Consider the following 16,360-nt stretch of genomic DNA (forward strand, 5'->3'; position numbering starts at 1 on the left):
CGGAGGAACACCGATGACCTCAACGACGAGGCTCACGGTCGCACAGGCGCTCGTACGCTTCCTGTCCGCCCAGTACACCGAACGCGACGGCGTACGGCGGCGGTTGATCAGTGCGACCTGGGGCATCTTCGGCCACGGCAACGTGGCCGGCCTCGGCCAGGCGCTCATCGAGTACGCCACCGTGCCCGGTGGGGAGACACCGCCCGCGTCACCGGTCATGCCGTACCACCAGGGCCGTAACGAACAGTCCATGGTGCACGCGGCGGTCGGCTACGCGCGGCAGTCGAACCGGCTGTCGGCGCACGCCGTCACGACCTCCATCGGCCCCGGTGCCACCAACCTCGTCACCGGCGCCGCGCTCGCCACGATCAACCACCTCCCGGTGCTGCTGCTCCCCGGCGACACCTTCGCCACCCGGGTCGCCGACCCGGTGCTCCAGCAGCTCGAAGTCCCGTACGCGGGCGATGTGTCGGTCAACGACTGCCTGCGCCCGGTGTCGAGGTACTTCGACCGGATCACCCGCCCGGAAGCGCTGATCCCGGCCGCCCTGAACGCCATGCGCGTCCTCGCCGACCCCGTCGAGACCGGGGCGGTAACTCTCGCTCTCCCACAGGACGTCCAGGCCGAGGCGCACGACTGGCCGGACGAGTTCTTCGCCGAACGCACCTGGTACGTAAGGCGACCGGCCGCCGATCCGGCCGAACTCGCCGCCGCCGTAAGGGCGATCCGCGCCTCCAAGCGCCCGCTGATCGTCGCGGGCGGCGGAGTCCACCACAGCCGCGCCGAGGCCGCCCTCGCCGAGTTCGCCGCCGCCACCGGCATCCCGGTCGCCTCCACCCAGGCCGGCAAGGGCTCCCTGAACCACGACCACCCGCAGGACGTCGGCGGCATCGGCCACACCGGCACCGCGACCGCCGACGAACTCGCCCGGCTCGCCGACCTGGTGATCGGCGTCGGCACCCGCTACACCGACTTCACCACCGCCTCGCACACCCTCTTCGAACGCCCCGGCGTCCGCTTCCTCAACCTCAACATCGCCCCGTACGACGGCCACAAGCTCGCCGGACAGCCGCTGATAGCCGACGCCCGCGGCGGACTGGCCGCGCTGGCAAAGGAGTTGGGCCGCAACGGTCACCGGGTCGACGCGTCGTACATCGCCGAGTACCGCGAGGACAAGGAGCGTTGGGAGCAGCGCGTCGACGCCTGCTACGAGGCCGACGAGCCCGACGTACGCCCCACGCAGCCCCAAGTCCTGGGCGCGCTGGACGAGATCGTCGACGGCTCGGACATCCTCGTCAACGCGGCCGGCTCGCTCCCCGGCGACCTCCACAAGCTGTGGCGGACCCGGTCGTTCGACCAGTACCACCTGGAGTACGGCTACTCCTGCATGGGCTACGAGATCCCGGCCGCGATCGGTGTGAAGCTGGCCGCGCCGGACCGGCCGGTGTGGGCGCTGGTCGGCGACGGCACGTATCTGATGATGCCGACGGAGATCGTGACCGCCGTACAGGAGGGCATCGCGATCAAGGTGCTGCTGATACAGAACCACGGGTACGCGTCCATAGGCGGCCTGTCGGAGTCGGTCGGCGCCGAGCGGTTCGGCACCGCGTACCGCCACCGGGCCGACGACGGCACCTACACCGGCGCCCCGCTGCCCGTCGACCTCGCCGCCAACGCGGCCAGCCTCGGGATGCGCGTGCTGCGCGCGAAGACCGTCCGTGACCTGCGCGCGGCGCTCGCCGAGGCGCGGGCCGCGGACACTCCCACTTGTGTCTACGTGGAGACCGAAACCGCAGACACTGTGTCGGGCGCGCCTCCGGCGCAGGCCTGGTGGGATGTTCCTGTGGCCGAGACCGCGGCCCGATCGTCCGCGGTCAAGGCACGAGAGCTGTACGAACGGCACGTCACCACCCGACGCCGCCATCTGTGAAGGAGCAACTGGGCATGACGAAGATCGTCAACCACTGGATCGGCGGCAAGACCGTCGAAGGCGCGTCGGGGAACTACGGGCCGGTCACCGACCCGGCGACCGGCGCGGTCACCACGAAGGTCGCGTTCGCGTCGGTCGACGAGGTCGACGCGGCGGTCGCCGCCGCCAAGGACGCCTACGCGACCTGGGGCACCTCCTCGCTCGCCAAGCGGACCACGATCCTCTTCAAGTTCCGGGCGCTCCTTGAGGCCAACCGGGACGCCATCGCCGAGCTGATCACCGCCGAGCACGGCAAGGTGCACAGCGACGCGCTGGGCGAGGTCGCGCGCGGCCTGGAGATCGTCGACCTGGCGTGCGGGATCACCGTGCAGCTCAAGGGCGAACTCTCCACCGAGGTCGCCAGCCGCGTCGACGTGGCGTCGATCCGCCAGCCGCTGGGTGTCGTGGCCGGCATCACGCCGTTCAACTTCCCCGCCATGGTGCCGATGTGGATGTTCCCGATCGCCATCGCGACCGGCAACACCTTCGTCCTCAAGCCGTCCGAGAAGGACCCGTCGGCGTCCCTGAAGATCGCCGAACTGCTGGCGGAAGCGGGCCTGCCCGACGGCGTCTTCAACGTCGTCCACGGCGACAAGGTGGCCGTCGACCGCCTCCTTGAGCACCCGGACGTCAAGGCGGTCTCCTTCGTCGGCTCGACCCCCATCGCCCGGTACATCCACACCACGGCCTCCGCGAACGGCAAGCGCGTCCAGGCCCTGGGCGGCGCCAAGAACCACATGCTGGTCCTCCCCGACGCCGACCTGGACGCGGCGGCCGACGCGGCCGTGTCCGCCGCCTACGGCTCGGCGGGCGAGCGCTGCATGGCCATCTCCGCGGTGGTCGCGGTCGGTTCGATCGGCGACGAGCTGGTGGAGAAGATCCGCGAGCGCGCCGAGAAGATCAAGATCGGCCCCGGCAACGACCCGACGAGCGAGATGGGCCCGCTCATCACCGCCGTCCACCGCGACAAGGTGGCCTCCTACGTCACCGGCGCGGCGGCCGAGGGCGCGGAGGTCGTCCTGGACGGCACCGGCTACACGGTCGAGGGCTTCGAGGACGGCCACTGGATCGGCATCTCGCTCCTCGACAAGGTGCCGACGACGGCGAAGGCCTACACGGACGAGATCTTCGGCCCGGTGCTGTGCGTCCTGCGCGTGGACACCTACGACGAGGGCGTGGCCCTCATCAACAGCTCGCCCTTCGGCAACGGCACCGCGATCTTCACCCGCGACGGCGGCGCCGCCCGCCGCTTCCAGCTGGAGATCGAGGCCGGCATGGTCGGCGTCAACGTCCCGATCCCGGTTCCGGTGGGCTACCACTCGTTCGGTGGCTGGAAGGACTCCCTCTTCGGCGACCACCACATCTACGGCAACGACGGCACGCACTTCTACACCCGCGGCAAGGTCGTCACCACCCGGTGGCCCGACCCGGCCGACGCCCCGACCGGCGTCGACCTCGGGTTCCCGCGCAACCACTGAGCAGCCTGCAGCAGCACCGAGTGGGGCCGTCCGTATCGCGGACGGCCCCATTTTTTCGCGGACGGCCACTGCGGTTCCCGTAGGGAGCCGAACCGGGTCCGGCACTGCCCTCGGACGCCGAATACGTCACTCTCGGCGGACTGGATCAACGAATTCCGTAGGTGAACACCCATTGACGTGATGGTTTCCGTCAATGTTCCATCAGCGCGTGACCGACACCCTCCCCACCGCCGAAGCCGCCGTCTCCGAGGCACCGTCGGACGGTTCCCGGAATCCGCGGCAGCTGAAGCGTTCCATCGGCATCGTCGGCGGCACGCTCCTGACGCTCTCCTGCGTGACACCGGCCTCCACGCTCTTCGTGGTGGTCCCCGACCTGTTCGGCTCGCTCGGCACCGCGACCGCCCTCACGATCGCGATCGGCTCGGTCCTCTGCGTCGCCGTCGCGTTCTGCTACTCGGAGCTGGGCACCCTCATCCCCAGCGCGGGCGGCGAGTACGCGATGGTGTCGACGCTGGCGGGGCGTCTGGCTGGCTGGCTGGTCTTCGTCCTCTCCCTCCTGGTCGTGATGATCGTCCCGCCGGTGATAGCGATGGGCACGGCGGACTACCTGACCCCGATCGTCCACCTGAACCCGTCGATGACCGGCGCGGGCGTGATGCTCCTGGCCACGCTGGCGGGCCTGCTGGACCTGCGGGCCAACGCGTGGATCACGGGCATCTTCCTGGTCCTGGAGGTCATAGCGGCGGGAGTCGTGGCCCTCCTCGGCTTCACGCACAGCCACCGCGGCCTCGGCAGCCTCACCTCGATGCAGGTCGCGGGCACCGGCGGCCACACCGACACGGTGACGGCGATGCTCGTGGTCTCCGGACTGGCGATCGCCCTCTTCGTCACCCAGGGCTTCTCGACGGCGGTCTACCTCTCCGAGGAACTGGAGAACCCGCGCCGCAACGTCGCCCGCACGGTCCTCGCCACCCTGGCGATCTCCACGGTGATCATCCTGGTCCCGGTGGTCGCCATCACCATGGGCGCGTCCGACCTCTCCGAACTGACCGGCGGCGACATCAGCAGCATGGTCACCGCCTGGTCCAACTCGGCGGTCGGCACCTTCGTCAGCCTCTGCGTGGCCCTCGCGATCATCAACGCGGGCATCGTCATGGTCATCCAGAACTCCCGCGTCCTCTTCGCCTCCGCCCGCGACAAGGCCTGGCCCACCCCGGTCAACACGGTCTTCGCCAAGCTCGGCCGCTTCGGCTCCCCCTGGGTGGCCACCCTCGCCGTGGGCATCCCCGGAGCAGTGCTCTGCTTCGTCAACCTGGACACCCTCTACGGCGTGACGGGCGTGTCGGTGACCGGCATGTACCTGCTGGTAGCGGTGGCCGCACTCCTCTCCCGCCGCGGCTCACACCGCCACACGCACGCGTGGCGCATGCCGCTGTGGCCCGCGATGCCGATCCTGCTGATCGCGGTTCTGGCGTACATCCTGACCCAGCAGGAGACGGCCTACCTGCTGTGGACGGGCGGCATCGTCGCCGTGGCCACTCTCTACTGGGCGTTCTATCTGCGCCCGCGCCGCGAGACCCGCTGGCTGGTGTCGATCCCGGAGGACCAGCAGGCGTAAGGGACTTCGCGACGCTCCCATCACGTTCCGTTAGGTGAAGTCCCACGTCACCACGGAGCACGACCCGTCGTCCTTGCCACCCGCGCTGCGGTAGGTGGCGAGGGCGATGTCGTTCCCGGTGTCGATCAGCACCCACATCCCGTAGCAGCCCCGCTCCCGCGCGAGCGCGTCCAGCCGCCGCACCAGCGCCCGACCGAGCCCCCGGCGGCGATACGGCTCCGCGACCGCGAGTTCGTAGAGCAGCATCTCGGTGCCCTTGTCGGGGTGCGTCGTCTCGACCCCGCTGACGAAGCCGACCGGCGTCGGCTCGCCGCCGCCCCCGTCGGCGTCGTACGCGAGGAAGAGATGGTGTCCGCCTGCGGTCAGGAAACGCTCGGCCCACTCCGCGCGGACGGGACCGTCGAAGAGGTGCTCGGCCGCGGCGACCTCGGCGACGGAGGTCGCCCGGCGGATCGTGAAGGTGTCCGGTCTGCCCAAGCTGTCCATGGGACTTCGTACCACGGACGCGGTATGCGGGAGCGGGCTCGTACTCCCCGCGGAGGGGTGGAGGTTCGGTCCGGGGGCTGCCTCGGTTGTCAGTCGCGGGCCGTACCGTTGAGGCATGGATCTTCGACTGCCCGCCCTGCGAGGGCTGCTGCGAAGGCCCCGGCGGCTGCTGGCCGCCGGGGCCGCCGTCGTGGTGCTCGCGGGTGCCGGTACCTGGACGGCGGTTGCCTCCGACGAGCCGCCTCCGGTGCACCGCTCCGACCGCGTCATGGCCGTGGACGGAGTGCGCCTCGACACCTCGTACTTCACCTCCGGCACGACCGGCCGCCGCCCCGCCGTCCTCCTGGCCCACGGCTTCGGCGGCAGCAAGGACGACGTACGCGAGCAGGCCGAGGGCCTGGCCAGAGACGGGTACGCGGTACTGACCTGGTCCGCGCGCGGCTTCGGGAAGTCGACCGGCAAGATCGGGCTCAACGACCCGGACGGCGAGGTCAAGGACGTCTCCAAGCTGATCGACTGGCTGGCGAAGCAGCCGGACGTCCAGCTGGACAAGCCCGGCGACCCGCGCGTGGGCGTGGCGGGCGGTTCCTACGGCGGAGCGATCTCCCTGCTCGCCGCCGGGTACGACGACCGCGTGGACGCCATCGCCCCGGCGATCACGTACTGGAACCTCGCCGACGCCCTGTTCCCGAACGGCGTCTTCAAGAAGCTCTGGGCGAGCATCTTCATCAACTCCGGTGGCGGCTGCGCCAATTTCGAGCCCCAGTTGTGCGCGATGTACGACCGGGTCGCCGAGTCGGGCAAGCCGGACGCGGCGGCGCGCGCCCTCCTGGAGGCCCGCTCCCCGTCCGCCGTCGCCTCGCACATCAACGTGCCGACCCTCCTGCTCCAGGGCCAGACCGACTCCCTCTTCCCGCTCGGCCAGGCCGACGCCGCCGCGAAGGCGATCCGCGCCAACGGCGCCCCCGTGGACGTCGACTGGATCGCGGGCGGCCACGACGGCGGCGACATGGAGACGAGCCGTGTCCAGGCCCGCGTGACCTCGTGGTTCGACCGGTACCTGAAGGACGACAAGAACACCGACACCGGCCCGGCGTTCCGCGTCACCCGCACCGGAGGCGTCGACTCCACGGACGGCGCCGCCCAGCTGCGCGGCGCGAGCGGCAGCGCCTACCCCGGCCTGGAGAGCGACCCGCACGCGTTCGCCCTGACCGGCCGCCGCGAGCAGTCCTTCACCAACCCGGCCGGCGCCAGCCCGCCCGCGATCTCCGCCCTGCCCGGCCTCGGCAGCGCGGGCGGCCTGTCCCAGCTGTCCTCCCTGGGCGTCGGCATCTCCCTCGACTTTCCCGGCCAGTACGCCGCGTTCGACTCCAAGCCCCTCACGCAGGGCCTCCGCATCACCGGATCGCCCACGGTCACCGTCCACGTCAAGTCGACGAGCGACGACGCCGTCCTCTTCGGCAAGGTCTACGACGTCGGCCCGGGCGGCACCCAACAGGTGCTCCCCTCCCAGCTGGTGACCCCCCTCAGGGTCGAGGGAGCCAAGGCGGGCAAGGACGTCACGATCACCCTCCCGGCCATCGACTACGACGTCCAGAGCGGCCACCACCTGCGCCTGGTCCTCGCCTCGACGGACCTCGCGTACTCCTCCCCGACGGCCCCGGCGACGTACACCGTCACCCTGAAGAGCGACCTCAAGGCGCCGACGGCCCCGGGCGTGACGACCGCGGCGGCGACCCTGCCGTCCTGGGTGTGGTGGCTGCCGCTCACCGGCGCGGTGCTCGCGCTGGCGCTGCTGCTGACCGGACGCCGCCGCACCTCCGCGACACCCCCCGACCTCGAGCTGGCCGAAGTCCCGCTCCAGATCACCGACTTGAGCAAGCGGTACGCGAAGTCGGCGGACCGGTACGCGGTGCGGGAGCTGTCCTTCCGGGTGGAGAAGGGCCAGGTGCTCGGCCTGCTGGGCCCGAACGGCGCGGGCAAGACGACCACCCTGCGCATGCTGATGGGCCTGATCAAACCGGACGACGGCGAGATCAGGGTCTTCGGCCACGCGATCCGCCCGGGCGCCCCGGTGCTCTCCAGGGTCGGTGCCTTCGTCGAGGGCGCGGGCTTCCTCCCGCACCTCTCCGGCCGCGAGAACCTGGAGCTGTACTGGCAGGCGACGGGACGGCCCCCGGAGGACGCCCACCTGGAGGAGGCCCTGGAGATCGCGGGCCTCGGCGACGCACTCGCCCGCGCGGTGCGCACCTACTCCCAGGGCATGCGCCAGCGCCTCGCCATCGCCCAGGCCATGCTGGGCCTGCCCGACCTCCTCATCCTCGACGAGCCGACCAACGGCCTCGACCCGCCGCAGATCCGCGAGATGCGCGAGGTGATGATCCGCTACGCGGAAGCGGGCCGCACGGTCATCGTCTCCAGCCACCTCCTCGCGGAGGTCGAGCAGTCCTGCACCCACCTGGTGGTCATGGACCGCGGCCGACTCGTCCAGGCGGGCCCGGTCGCGGAGATCATCGGCTCCGGAGACACCCTGCTCGTCGGCCTGGCCGCCGACATCCCCGACCCGCTGGTGGAGAAGATCGCGGCCCTGCCGGACGTCGACTCGGTGACCCGCGCGGAGGGCGGCCTGCTGCTGCGGCTGGCCTCCGACGACGGTCCGTCCTTCGCCGACGGTCCGTCCTCCGGTGACCACCCGGTGTCCGCCGACCAACTGGCCCCCGGCGACCAACTGGCCCCTGGCGACCGCCTGGTGTCCGCCGCCTCCCCGGCGGGCGGCGCCGTGGCGGAGGGGGCCGGCGCGGCGCGCGACACGCAGGGCGCCGCCACCGCCGAGGCGTCCGGCGTCGCACTCGCCGAGCCGGCCACCTCCGCCACGGCCGATGCGTCCGGCACCGCACTCGACGCGCCGGTGCCCCCGTCCCTCGCGGAGGACCCGGCGCCCCCGCCCACCGCACCGAGCCCCTCCTCGGCGCACCCCACCCACGGCTCGCCCACCGCGGCCCGACTCCTCGTGGAACTCGTACGACTCGAAGTCCCCGTCTCCTCCGTCGGCCCCCACCGCCGACTGGAAGACGCCTTCCTCACCCTGATCGGAGGTTCCGCATGAGCACGCTCGCCGAGCCCGCAGAGGTGGCCTCCGGCTACCGCGCGGGCCGCACACTGCCCCTCCGGGTAGAGCTGGTCCGGCAGTTGAAGCGGCGCCGTACCCTGGTCATGGGCGGCATCCTCGCCGCGCTGCCCTTCGTCCTGGTGGCCGCCTTCGCGATCGGCGGCACCCCGGGCGGGCGCAACTCCCAGGTGACCCTGATGGACACGGCCACCGCGTCCGGCGCCAACTTCGCCGCGGTGAACCTGTTCGTGTCGGCGGGCTTCCTGCTGGTCGTCCCGGTCGCCCTGTTCTGCGGGGACACGGTCGCCTCGGAGGCCAGCTGGTCGTCCCTGCGCTATCTGCTGGCGGCACCCGTGCCCCGGGCCCGCCTGCTCTGGTCCAAGCTGGTCGTCGGCCTGAGCCTCAGCCTCGGCGCGATGATCCTGCTCCCGCTCGTCGCCCTGGCCGTCGGCACCGCCGCCTACGGCTGGGGCCCACTGGAGCTGCCCACCGGCGGCGCGATCGGCTCGGGCACGGCCGCCCAACGCCTCCTCGTGGTCGTGGCGTACATCTTCGTGTCCCAACTGGTCACCGCCGGGCTCGCGTTCTGGCTCTCGACGAAGACCGACGCTCCTCTGGGCGCGGTCGGCGGCGCGGTCGGCCTGACCATCGTCGGCAACGTCCTGGACGCCGTCACGGCCCTCGGCCACTGGCGCGACTTCCTGCCCGCGCACTGGCAGTTCGCCTGGGCGGACGCCGTACAGCCCCATCCGGAGTGGTCCGGCATGATCCAGGGCACGGCGGTCTCCGTTACGTACGCCGTCGTGCTGTTCGCCCTGGCCTTCCGGGGTTTCGCCCGCAAGGACATCGTGTCCTAGGTCACCGGAGGATTTCCCACCGGTCACGACGAGTCATGATCGCGACCCCTTCGAGACGCTTCCGCAACTCCCCGTAGCGCACGTTCCCGTCCCCTCCGCCGTCACAGTCGCAAGAAGTCGACGTCAACGGACCGAGGGGGCACGGGAGATGGAGACCAGCCACACCGACCGCACACGACCGGCGCAGGAGTACGCCCGCCATCGCACCCGCCACGGCACCCGGCACCTGCGCGCCACCCTGCTCGCCCTCACCGCCGCGGGCGGCCTGCTGCTCACCGGCTGCAGCGCGGGCGGCGGCAGCAACACCAGCAGCGCGGACGGGGCGAACCGGACCGGTTTCCCGGCCCCGGCACCGGCTGTCACCTCCGGCGGAGAGCAGCGCAACGGCCAGAGCGAGGAGGGCGAGCAGACGGACAGCCCCGACAAGATCGCCCCGTCCCCCGACTACCTCTCCACCTTCGCCCTCGACGTCGACACGGCCTCCTACGGCTACGCCCGCCGCGTCCTCGCCGACGGACAACTGCCCGACCCGTCGACGATCCGCCCCGAGGAGTTCGTCAACAGCTTCCGGCAGGACTACGAACGCCCCGACGGCAACGGCTTCACGGTCACCGTCGACGGCGCCCGCACCGACAGCGCCAACTGGTCCCTGGTCCGTGTCGGCCTCGCCACCCGCACCGCCGACGACAACGGTGAACGCCCGCCCGCCGCCCTCACGTTCGTCATCGACGTCTCCGGTTCCATGGCCGAGACGGGCCGGCTCGACCTCGCCAAGAAGTCCCTCGACGAGATGACCGACCGGCTGCGCGACGACGACTCGGTAGCGCTCGTCACCTTCAGCGACGAGGCCGAGACCGTCCTGCCGATGACCCGCCTCGACGGCCACCGCGGCAAAGTCCACCACGCCATCGACGAGTTGGAGACCCAGTCCTCGACCAACCTCGGCGCCGGCGTCGAGACCGGCTACGCCACCGCCACCGAGGGCCTGCGCGAGGGCGCCACCAACCGGGTCGTCCTCATCTCCGACGGCCTCGCCAACACCGGTGACACCAACGCCGATTCGATCCTGGAACGCATCGCGAACGAACGCCGCGACCACGGCATCACCCTCTTCGGCGTCGGAGTCGGCAGCGACTACGGCGACGCCCTGATGGAGAAACTCGCCGACAAGGGAGACGGCCACACCGCCTACGTCTCGGACGACGCCGACGCCCGCAAGGTCTTCGTCGACCAACTCCCGCAGAACATCGACCTCACCGCCCGCGACGCCAAGGCCCAGGTCGCCTTCGACCCCGAGACGGTCGCGCAGTTCCGGCTCATCGGCTACGAGGACCGCAAGGTCGCCGACGACGACTTCCGCAACGACAACGTCGACGGCGGCGAGATCGGCCCCGGCCACACCGTGACCGCCCTCTACGCCGTCCGCACCAGGCCCGGCGCCGACGGCCACCTCGCCACCGCGAGCGTCCGCTGGCTCGACCCGAACACCCGCGCCCCGCACGAGGAGTCGGGCCAGCTGGAGACCGACGCCCTGCACGACTCCCTGTCCAGCGCCTCGCCCCGCTTCCAAGTCACCGCCGTGGTCGCCTACTTCGCCGAATCCCTCCGCTCCGGCGATCTGCCAGGAGACCCGGGCCTCGACGAACTCGCCGACCGCGCGCACGCGTTGGCGAAGAAGACGGAGGACAAGGACGTACAACAACTCGCCGAGGCGATCGACGAGGCGAGCCGCCTGAACTGAACCCGACCGAACCCGAACCCAACCTGGACTCAACCCCACCGACCCCATTGACCTTCCCCTACTTGCGAGTAAGTTGGCGCCCCAGTCACCGTCTCACCGCCGACCGGGAGCAGCCGACATGGGCGTACGCAAGGACCTGAAGCGGGCGCGGCAACGCACCGACCTGGCGGCCCGCACCCGGGTCGAACTCACCAGGGACGAGCGGGGCGTCGTACGAGAGGCGAGCACCCTGCCGCTCGCCCCGCGCCCGACGACCGGCAGCACCGCCGACCTGCCGTTCACGAATGCGGCGGAGGCACCCGACACCGTGGTCCTCCGCCGCGAACAGAACGGCAGCTGGCACCCTGTCACCGCCGCCGCCTTCGCCCGTGAAGTCACCGCCACCGCGAAGGGGTTGATAGCCGCCGGCCTCGAACCGGGCGGCCGGGTCGCGGTGATGTCCCGCACCCGCTACGAGTGGACGGTCCTCGACTTCGCGATCTGGGCGGCCGGCGGCCGGACCGTGCCGATCTACGCGACCTCGTCCGCCGAGCAAGTGGAGTGGATCGTCAGGGACTCGGGCACCCGCTTCGTCGTCACGGAGAACTCCGAGAACACCGACACGGTCATGACGGGCACCGCCCGCCACCCCCAACACCCGCGCATCTGGCAGCTGGACACGGGCGCCCTGGCCGAACTCGCCACCCTGGGACGGGACATCACCGACGAGGAGGTCACCAAGCGCCGCAGCGCTCTCACCCCCGACACGGTCGCGACGATCTGCTACACCTCCGGCACCACCGGCCGCCCCAAGGGCTGTGTCCTCACCCACGCCAACCTGCACGCCGAGGCCGCCAACACGGTCGAGCTGCTGCACCCCCTCTTCACCGAGGTCACCGGCCAGGTCGCCTCGACGCTCCTCTTCCTCCCGCTCGCGCACATCATGGGCCGCACCCTGCAGATCGCCTGTCTGATGGCCCGCATCGAGACCGGCCACTGCCCGAGCATCAAGCCCGACGAACTCCGTCCGGCGCTACGGGAGTTCAGGCCCACGTTCCTGGTCGGTGTGCCGTACCTCTTCGAGAAGATCCACGACACCGGCCGCGCGACCGCCGAACGGATGGGCCGCGCTGCCTCCTTCGACCGCGCCGACCGCGTCGCGGTCCGCTTCGGCAAGGCGTACCTCGACAAGTTCCTCGGCACCGGCAAGGGCCCGAGCCCCGCCCTCTACGCCGCGTGGGCCCTCTACGACCTGCTGGTCTACCGCCGTGTCCGCAAGGAACTCGGCGGCCGTATGCGGTACGCCATCAGCGGCGGCTCCCCGCTCGACCGCGACCTCAACCTCTTCTTCGCCGCGGCCGGAATCATCGTCTACGAGGGCTACGGCCTCACCGAGACCACGGCCGCCGCCACCATCGTCCCGCCCCTGCGGCCCCGCCCCGGCACGGTCGGCCTCCCGGTGCCCGGCACCACGATCCGCATCGCCGACGACGGCGAGGTGCTGATCAAGGGCGGGGTGGTCTTCGGCGCGTACTGGAACAACCCGGCGGCCACCGACGCCGTACTGCGGGACGAGTGGTTCGCGACCGGGGATCTCGGCGCGCTCGACGAGGACGGCTATCTCACCATCACCGGCCGCAAGAAGGACATCCTCGTCACCAACGGCGGCAAGAACGTCTCGCCGGCCGTCCTGGAGGACCGGCTGCGCAGCCGCGCCCCGGTCGGCCAGTGCCTGGTCGTCGGCGACAACCGCCCCTTCGTCGCCGCCCTGATCACCCTCGACCCCGAGGCCCTCGCCCACTGGCTCGCGGTCCGCAAGCTCCCCGCCGACACCCCGCTCGCCGACCTCGTACGGGACCCGCGCCTGCGCGCCGACGTCCAGAAGGCCGTGGACTACGCCAACTCGGCCGTCTCCCGCGCCGAGTCGATCCGCGCCTTCGCCCTGGTCGAGGGCGAGTTCACCGAGGACAACGGACTGCTCACCCCGTCGCTGAAACTCAAACGGCACGTGGTGACGGCGGCCTACGCGGACGACATCGAGGCGCTCTACGCGAAGCCGAAGCAGCCGTAGAGGCCGAAAGGCTGTAGAAGCCGTAGAACACAAGAGAAGCGGGCCGCCGAGGTGCTCGGCGGCCCGCTCTCGTGGTGCTGGTGGGGTCAGCTGCCCACGGCGCCGTTGCCCGACAGGACCGGGATGTTGTCCAGGATGTGCGACAGCGGCTCGTCGCCCTTGGCCTGGGTGGAGTTCTCGGTGCACTGCTGGTTCTGCGGGGCCGACAGGATCGGCACGTCCTGCAGAACGGTGACCGGGACGACACCGACGATCGAGGCGAGGTTCGCCTTGACCGGCAGGCCGACACAGGGCTTGTTCAGGGTGCCCTGGACGAGGGAGAGCTGGGGGCTCATGTCGCCCTTGGTCTCCTGGTTGCCGTACTTCTGCACGGCACCGTTGCCGTTGGTGGTGGTGACACCGTCGTCGTTGCCGATGGCCATCGCCGGGGTGGCGACAGCGGCGGTGGCACCGGCGATGGAGGCGGCAACAGCCGCGGTCGCCCACAGCTTCTTCATGTTCTATCCCTTTCGGAGGACGGACTCCCGTTGCGGAGCCGCGCGATGATCAACTGGGTGATGGCCGGTTTGGTTGCGGCCTTTGCCCTGAATGGAGCAATAAGTCGGCTGGGGTGACAAGTCGGCTCACGAGCCGGCGAAAGCGCCCCGTGGACGGTCCGCGCGCGGACGGCAGACCAACGGGCCGCCGAGCATTCGGCGGCCCGTGGTGCGCGTCCGGGGGTCAGCTGCCCGCGGAGCCGTTGCCCGAGAGGACCGGGATGTTGTCCAGGATGTGCGACAGGGGCTCGTCGCCCTTCGCCTGGGTGGAGTTCTCGGTGCACTGCTGGTTCTGCGGCGCGGAGAGGATCGGCACGTCCTGGGCGACGGTGACCGGCACGAGGCCGACCAGCGAGGCCAGGTTCGCCTTGGCGGGCAGGCCGATGCAGGGCTTGTTCAGCGAGCCCTGGATGAGCGCCATCTGCGGGCTCATGTTGCCGTACGTGGCCTGGTTGCCGTAGACCTGCTCGGCGCCGTTGCCGTTCGTCGTGGTGACGCCGTTGTCGTTACCGATCGCCATCGCCGGGGCGGCGACGGCAGCCGAGGCTCCGACGACGGAAGCGGCGACAGCCGCAGCAGCCATAACCTTCTTGATCACTTCATGATCCCTTCTGGAGTAACCCCGTCCACCGGAGCGACCTGAACAACTGGCACCGGGCCGCATGGTTGCTCCGATTCACTCCAATGGCCCTGATGAATCCAACCGGGTGAAGTCACGCAACCAATCCGGCCCACCCCGGTTGATGGGGGAGCAGGAATTGTGTCTCTGCCAGGAAAGGACCGCAGAAATGCTCAAGAAGGCAATGGCTGCGACGGCTGTCGCGGCTTCCGTCGTCGGCGTCTCGGCGACGGCCGCCCCGCAGGCGCTGGCCATCGGCAACGACAACGGCGTCACCACGGTCAACGGGAACGGTGCCGAGCAGGTCTACGGCAACGCCAAGACCGTCGGCGACATGAGCCCCCAGCTCGGGCTCGCCCAGGGCGACCTGAACAAGCTCTGTGTCGGCCTGCCCGCCAAGGTCAACGCGGCTTCGATCGTGGGCGTCCTCGTCCCGGTCACCGTCCTCCAGGACGTGCCGATCCTGTCCGCCGAGCAGAACCAGCAGTGCACCGAGAACTCCACCCAGGCGAAGGGCGACGAGCCCCTGTCGCACATCGCGGACAACATCCCGGTGCTCTCGGGCAACGGCGCCATCGGCAGCTGATCGTCCGTCAATGCGGTGGCCGGGGCGGCCCGTCGGATTTTTTTCCGTACGGGCCGCCCTTGTCGTTTTTCAAAACTGTCCACCCTCCGCCTTCCCTTGAAGAGAAGCGTTTCTGCGTTGGTGCGGCCATCACGTCAATTAAGTGCCGACGATCGAGTGAATTGTCAGGTGACACGCGTTCTTGAGTTTCTTCCTGTGTCTATCCCTCGTTTCACAGGCTGCAGGTCATGGTGCGAGCCGCCCAAGCTGTGCTCGCTCGGTTTCGGCCGTCATAGGGCATGACCGCAGAGAAGGGAACGTTCATGAAGAAGAGCGCTGCTGTTGTCGCTGGTGCGATCATGGCTCTCGGTATGGCCGCCCCGGCCTTCGCCGACGCCGGTGCCGAGGGCGCCGCCATCGGTTCGCCGGGTGTCCTCTCGGGCAACGTGGTCCAGGTTCCCGTGCACATCCCCGTCAACGTGTGCGGCAACTCGATCGACGTGATCGGCCTGCTGAACCCGGCGTTCGGCAACACCTGCGTCAACGACTGACGACGCAACGCACCAGCCGCTCCGGCTGTGTCACGGCCGGCCTTGGACACTTTCCTGTTCCAAGGCCGGCTTTTTTTCCCACTTCTTCAAGCAGGAAGACAACGAGATTGCGACAGACCCTGGGTAAGGGAATGGTCGCGGCCGCCGCCGCGACAAGCATTCTGTCCCTGTGCGGCAGCCCCGCCGTGGCCGAGACGTACACGGCCGGCGCTGCCAAGGATTCGCCGGGCGTCCTCTCCGGCAACAGCCTCTCGGTCCCGGTCGACGCGCCGGTCAACGCCTGCGGCAACTCCGTCGACGGCGTCTCCGGGCTCAACCCGACCTTCGGCAACTCCTGCGCCGGCGGCAAGGATGCGCACCGGCACGGCGAGCACACCGGACACCACCGGTGGGCCGAGCAGGCCTACGACGACTCCGACGACGACTCGGGCTACGGCTCCGGGGGCGACGACTCCGGGTACGGCTACGGCGGTGACTCGGGGTACGGCTTCGGTGGGCACTCCGGCCATGGCTACGGCGACCACTCGGGCTACGGCTCGGGCGATCACTCGGGTTATGGCTCCGGTGACCACGGGGGTTACGGCTCCGGTGACCACGGAGGCTACGGCTCCGGTGACTCGGGCCACGGCAAGCCGGAGGACTGTGAGGAGACACCGCCGCCGCACGGCGGTGACCATCACACGCCGCCTCCCACGGGTGGGGATCACCACACGCCGCCGCCCACCGGCGGTGACCATCACACGCCGCCTCCCACGGGTGGGGATCACCACACGCCGCCGCC

Annotated in this window: 13 protein-coding genes; 10 read left to right on the forward strand and 3 right to left on the reverse strand. The window is 70.4% G+C overall.

All coding sequences use genetic code 11. The features are described 5' to 3' along the window. Nucleotides 1–13: 13 nt before the first annotated feature. The 3 genes from iolD to ACWDEW_RS34725 all read left to right on the forward strand — a co-directional run bounded on the left by iolD (nucleotide 14) and on the right by ACWDEW_RS34725 (nucleotide 5,065). Nucleotides 14–1,930 carry a 3D-(3,5/4)-trihydroxycyclohexane-1,2-dione acylhydrolase (decyclizing) gene (iolD, locus tag ACWDEW_RS34715; protein WP_450518221.1) on the forward strand — a complete coding sequence of 639 codons (1,917 nt, stop codon included), beginning with the start codon at nucleotides 14–16 and terminating at the stop codon, nucleotides 1,928–1,930. Nucleotides 1,931–1,944: 14 nt separating this feature from the next. Beyond that, complete coding sequence (gene mmsA / locus ACWDEW_RS34720) at nucleotides 1,945–3,447, forward strand: CoA-acylating methylmalonate-semialdehyde dehydrogenase (RefSeq protein ID WP_450518223.1); 1,503 nt, start codon at nucleotides 1,945–1,947, stop codon at nucleotides 3,445–3,447. Between the two features lie 208 nt (nucleotides 3,448–3,655). Further along, the gene (locus tag ACWDEW_RS34725) at nucleotides 3,656–5,065 is read left to right on the forward strand and encodes an APC family permease (protein ID WP_450518225.1); all 1,410 of its coding nucleotides are present in this window, start codon (nucleotides 3,656–3,658) and stop codon (nucleotides 5,063–5,065) included. Nucleotides 5,066–5,095: 30 nt separating this feature from the next. Here ACWDEW_RS34725 and ACWDEW_RS34730 read toward each other — a convergent pair whose 3' ends face one another. Further along, on the reverse strand, nucleotides 5,096–5,551 hold the full coding sequence (locus ACWDEW_RS34730) for a GNAT family N-acetyltransferase (RefSeq protein ID WP_450518227.1): 456 nt from the start codon (nucleotides 5,549–5,551) through the stop codon (nucleotides 5,096–5,098). 115 nt (nucleotides 5,552–5,666) lie between these two features. Between ACWDEW_RS34730 and ACWDEW_RS34735 the strand changes: the two genes are divergently transcribed. From ACWDEW_RS34735 to ACWDEW_RS34750, 4 genes are all read left to right on the forward strand, one after another. Further along, nucleotides 5,667–8,657 carry an alpha/beta fold hydrolase gene (locus ACWDEW_RS34735; protein WP_450518229.1) on the forward strand — a complete coding sequence of 997 codons (2,991 nt, stop codon included), beginning with the start codon at nucleotides 5,667–5,669 and terminating at the stop codon, nucleotides 8,655–8,657. Next, nucleotides 8,654–9,517 carry an ABC transporter permease gene (locus ACWDEW_RS34740; protein ID WP_450518231.1) on the forward strand — a complete coding sequence of 288 codons (864 nt, stop codon included), beginning with the start codon at nucleotides 8,654–8,656 and terminating at the stop codon, nucleotides 9,515–9,517. Before ACWDEW_RS34735 ends, ACWDEW_RS34740 begins: the two co-directional genes overlap by 4 nt. 148 nt (nucleotides 9,518–9,665) lie before the next feature. Further along, complete coding sequence (locus ACWDEW_RS34745; protein ID WP_450518233.1) at nucleotides 9,666–11,258, forward strand: YfbK domain-containing protein; 1,593 nt, start codon at nucleotides 9,666–9,668, stop codon at nucleotides 11,256–11,258. A gap of 118 nt (nucleotides 11,259–11,376) precedes the next feature. Continuing rightward, nucleotides 11,377–13,308: an AMP-dependent synthetase/ligase gene (locus tag ACWDEW_RS34750; RefSeq protein WP_450518235.1), complete on the forward strand. Its 1,932-nt coding sequence runs from the start codon at nucleotides 11,377–11,379 to the stop codon at nucleotides 13,306–13,308. Between the two features lie 86 nt (nucleotides 13,309–13,394). On the opposite strand, the gene ACWDEW_RS34755 is transcribed toward ACWDEW_RS34750, so the two are convergent. Then, a complete protein-coding gene (locus ACWDEW_RS34755) occupies nucleotides 13,395–13,805 on the reverse strand; it encodes a rodlin (protein WP_019065695.1) in 411 nt (136 codons plus the stop codon). 223 nt (nucleotides 13,806–14,028) lie between these two features. Then, the gene (locus ACWDEW_RS34760; RefSeq protein WP_200711929.1) at nucleotides 14,029–14,442 is read right to left on the reverse strand and encodes a rodlin; all 414 of its coding nucleotides are present in this window, start codon (nucleotides 14,440–14,442) and stop codon (nucleotides 14,029–14,031) included. 190 nt (nucleotides 14,443–14,632) lie between these two features. Between ACWDEW_RS34760 and ACWDEW_RS34765 the strand changes: the two genes are divergently transcribed. The 3 genes from ACWDEW_RS34765 to ACWDEW_RS34775 all read left to right on the forward strand — a co-directional run. Further along, nucleotides 14,633–15,049 carry a rodlin gene (locus tag ACWDEW_RS34765; RefSeq protein ID WP_450518238.1) on the forward strand — a complete coding sequence of 139 codons (417 nt, stop codon included), beginning with the start codon at nucleotides 14,633–14,635 and terminating at the stop codon, nucleotides 15,047–15,049. 302 nt (nucleotides 15,050–15,351) lie between these two features. Continuing rightward, on the forward strand, nucleotides 15,352–15,579 hold the full coding sequence (gene chpD, locus ACWDEW_RS34770) for a chaplin ChpD (protein ID WP_026178071.1): 228 nt from the start codon (nucleotides 15,352–15,354) through the stop codon (nucleotides 15,577–15,579). 107 nt (nucleotides 15,580–15,686) lie between these two features. Then, nucleotides 15,687–16,360 (forward strand): chaplin family protein (locus tag ACWDEW_RS34775; RefSeq protein ID WP_450518240.1); only part of this gene is annotated, 674 nt, incomplete at its 3' end.

The organism is Streptomyces sp. NPDC001100 (assembly GCF_053598575.1).

What these genes read in the sequence shown, in the direction of transcription:
- ACWDEW_RS34765 (WP_450518238.1), top strand. Translation starts at nt 14,633, where the DNA reads ATGCTCAAGAAGGCAATGGCTGCGACGGCTGTCGCGGCTTCCGTCGTC.
- iolD (WP_450518221.1), top strand. Translation starts at nt 14, where the DNA reads ATGACCTCAACGACGAGGCTCACGGTCGCACAGGCGCTCGTACGCTTC.
- mmsA (WP_450518223.1), top strand. Translation starts at nt 1,945, where the DNA reads ATGACGAAGATCGTCAACCACTGGATCGGCGGCAAGACCGTCGAAGGC.
- ACWDEW_RS34730 (WP_450518227.1), bottom strand. Translation starts at nt 5,551, where the DNA reads ATGGACAGCTTGGGCAGACCGGACACCTTCACGATCCGCCGGGCGACC.
- ACWDEW_RS34745 (WP_450518233.1), top strand. Translation starts at nt 9,666, where the DNA reads ATGGAGACCAGCCACACCGACCGCACACGACCGGCGCAGGAGTACGCC.
- ACWDEW_RS34750 (WP_450518235.1), top strand. Translation starts at nt 11,377, where the DNA reads ATGGGCGTACGCAAGGACCTGAAGCGGGCGCGGCAACGCACCGACCTG.
- ACWDEW_RS34740 (WP_450518231.1), top strand. Translation starts at nt 8,654, where the DNA reads ATGAGCACGCTCGCCGAGCCCGCAGAGGTGGCCTCCGGCTACCGCGCG.
- ACWDEW_RS34755 (WP_019065695.1), bottom strand. Translation starts at nt 13,805, where the DNA reads ATGAAGAAGCTGTGGGCGACCGCGGCTGTTGCCGCCTCCATCGCCGGT.
- ACWDEW_RS34735 (WP_450518229.1), top strand. Translation starts at nt 5,667, where the DNA reads ATGGATCTTCGACTGCCCGCCCTGCGAGGGCTGCTGCGAAGGCCCCGG.
- chpD (WP_026178071.1), top strand. Translation starts at nt 15,352, where the DNA reads ATGAAGAAGAGCGCTGCTGTTGTCGCTGGTGCGATCATGGCTCTCGGT.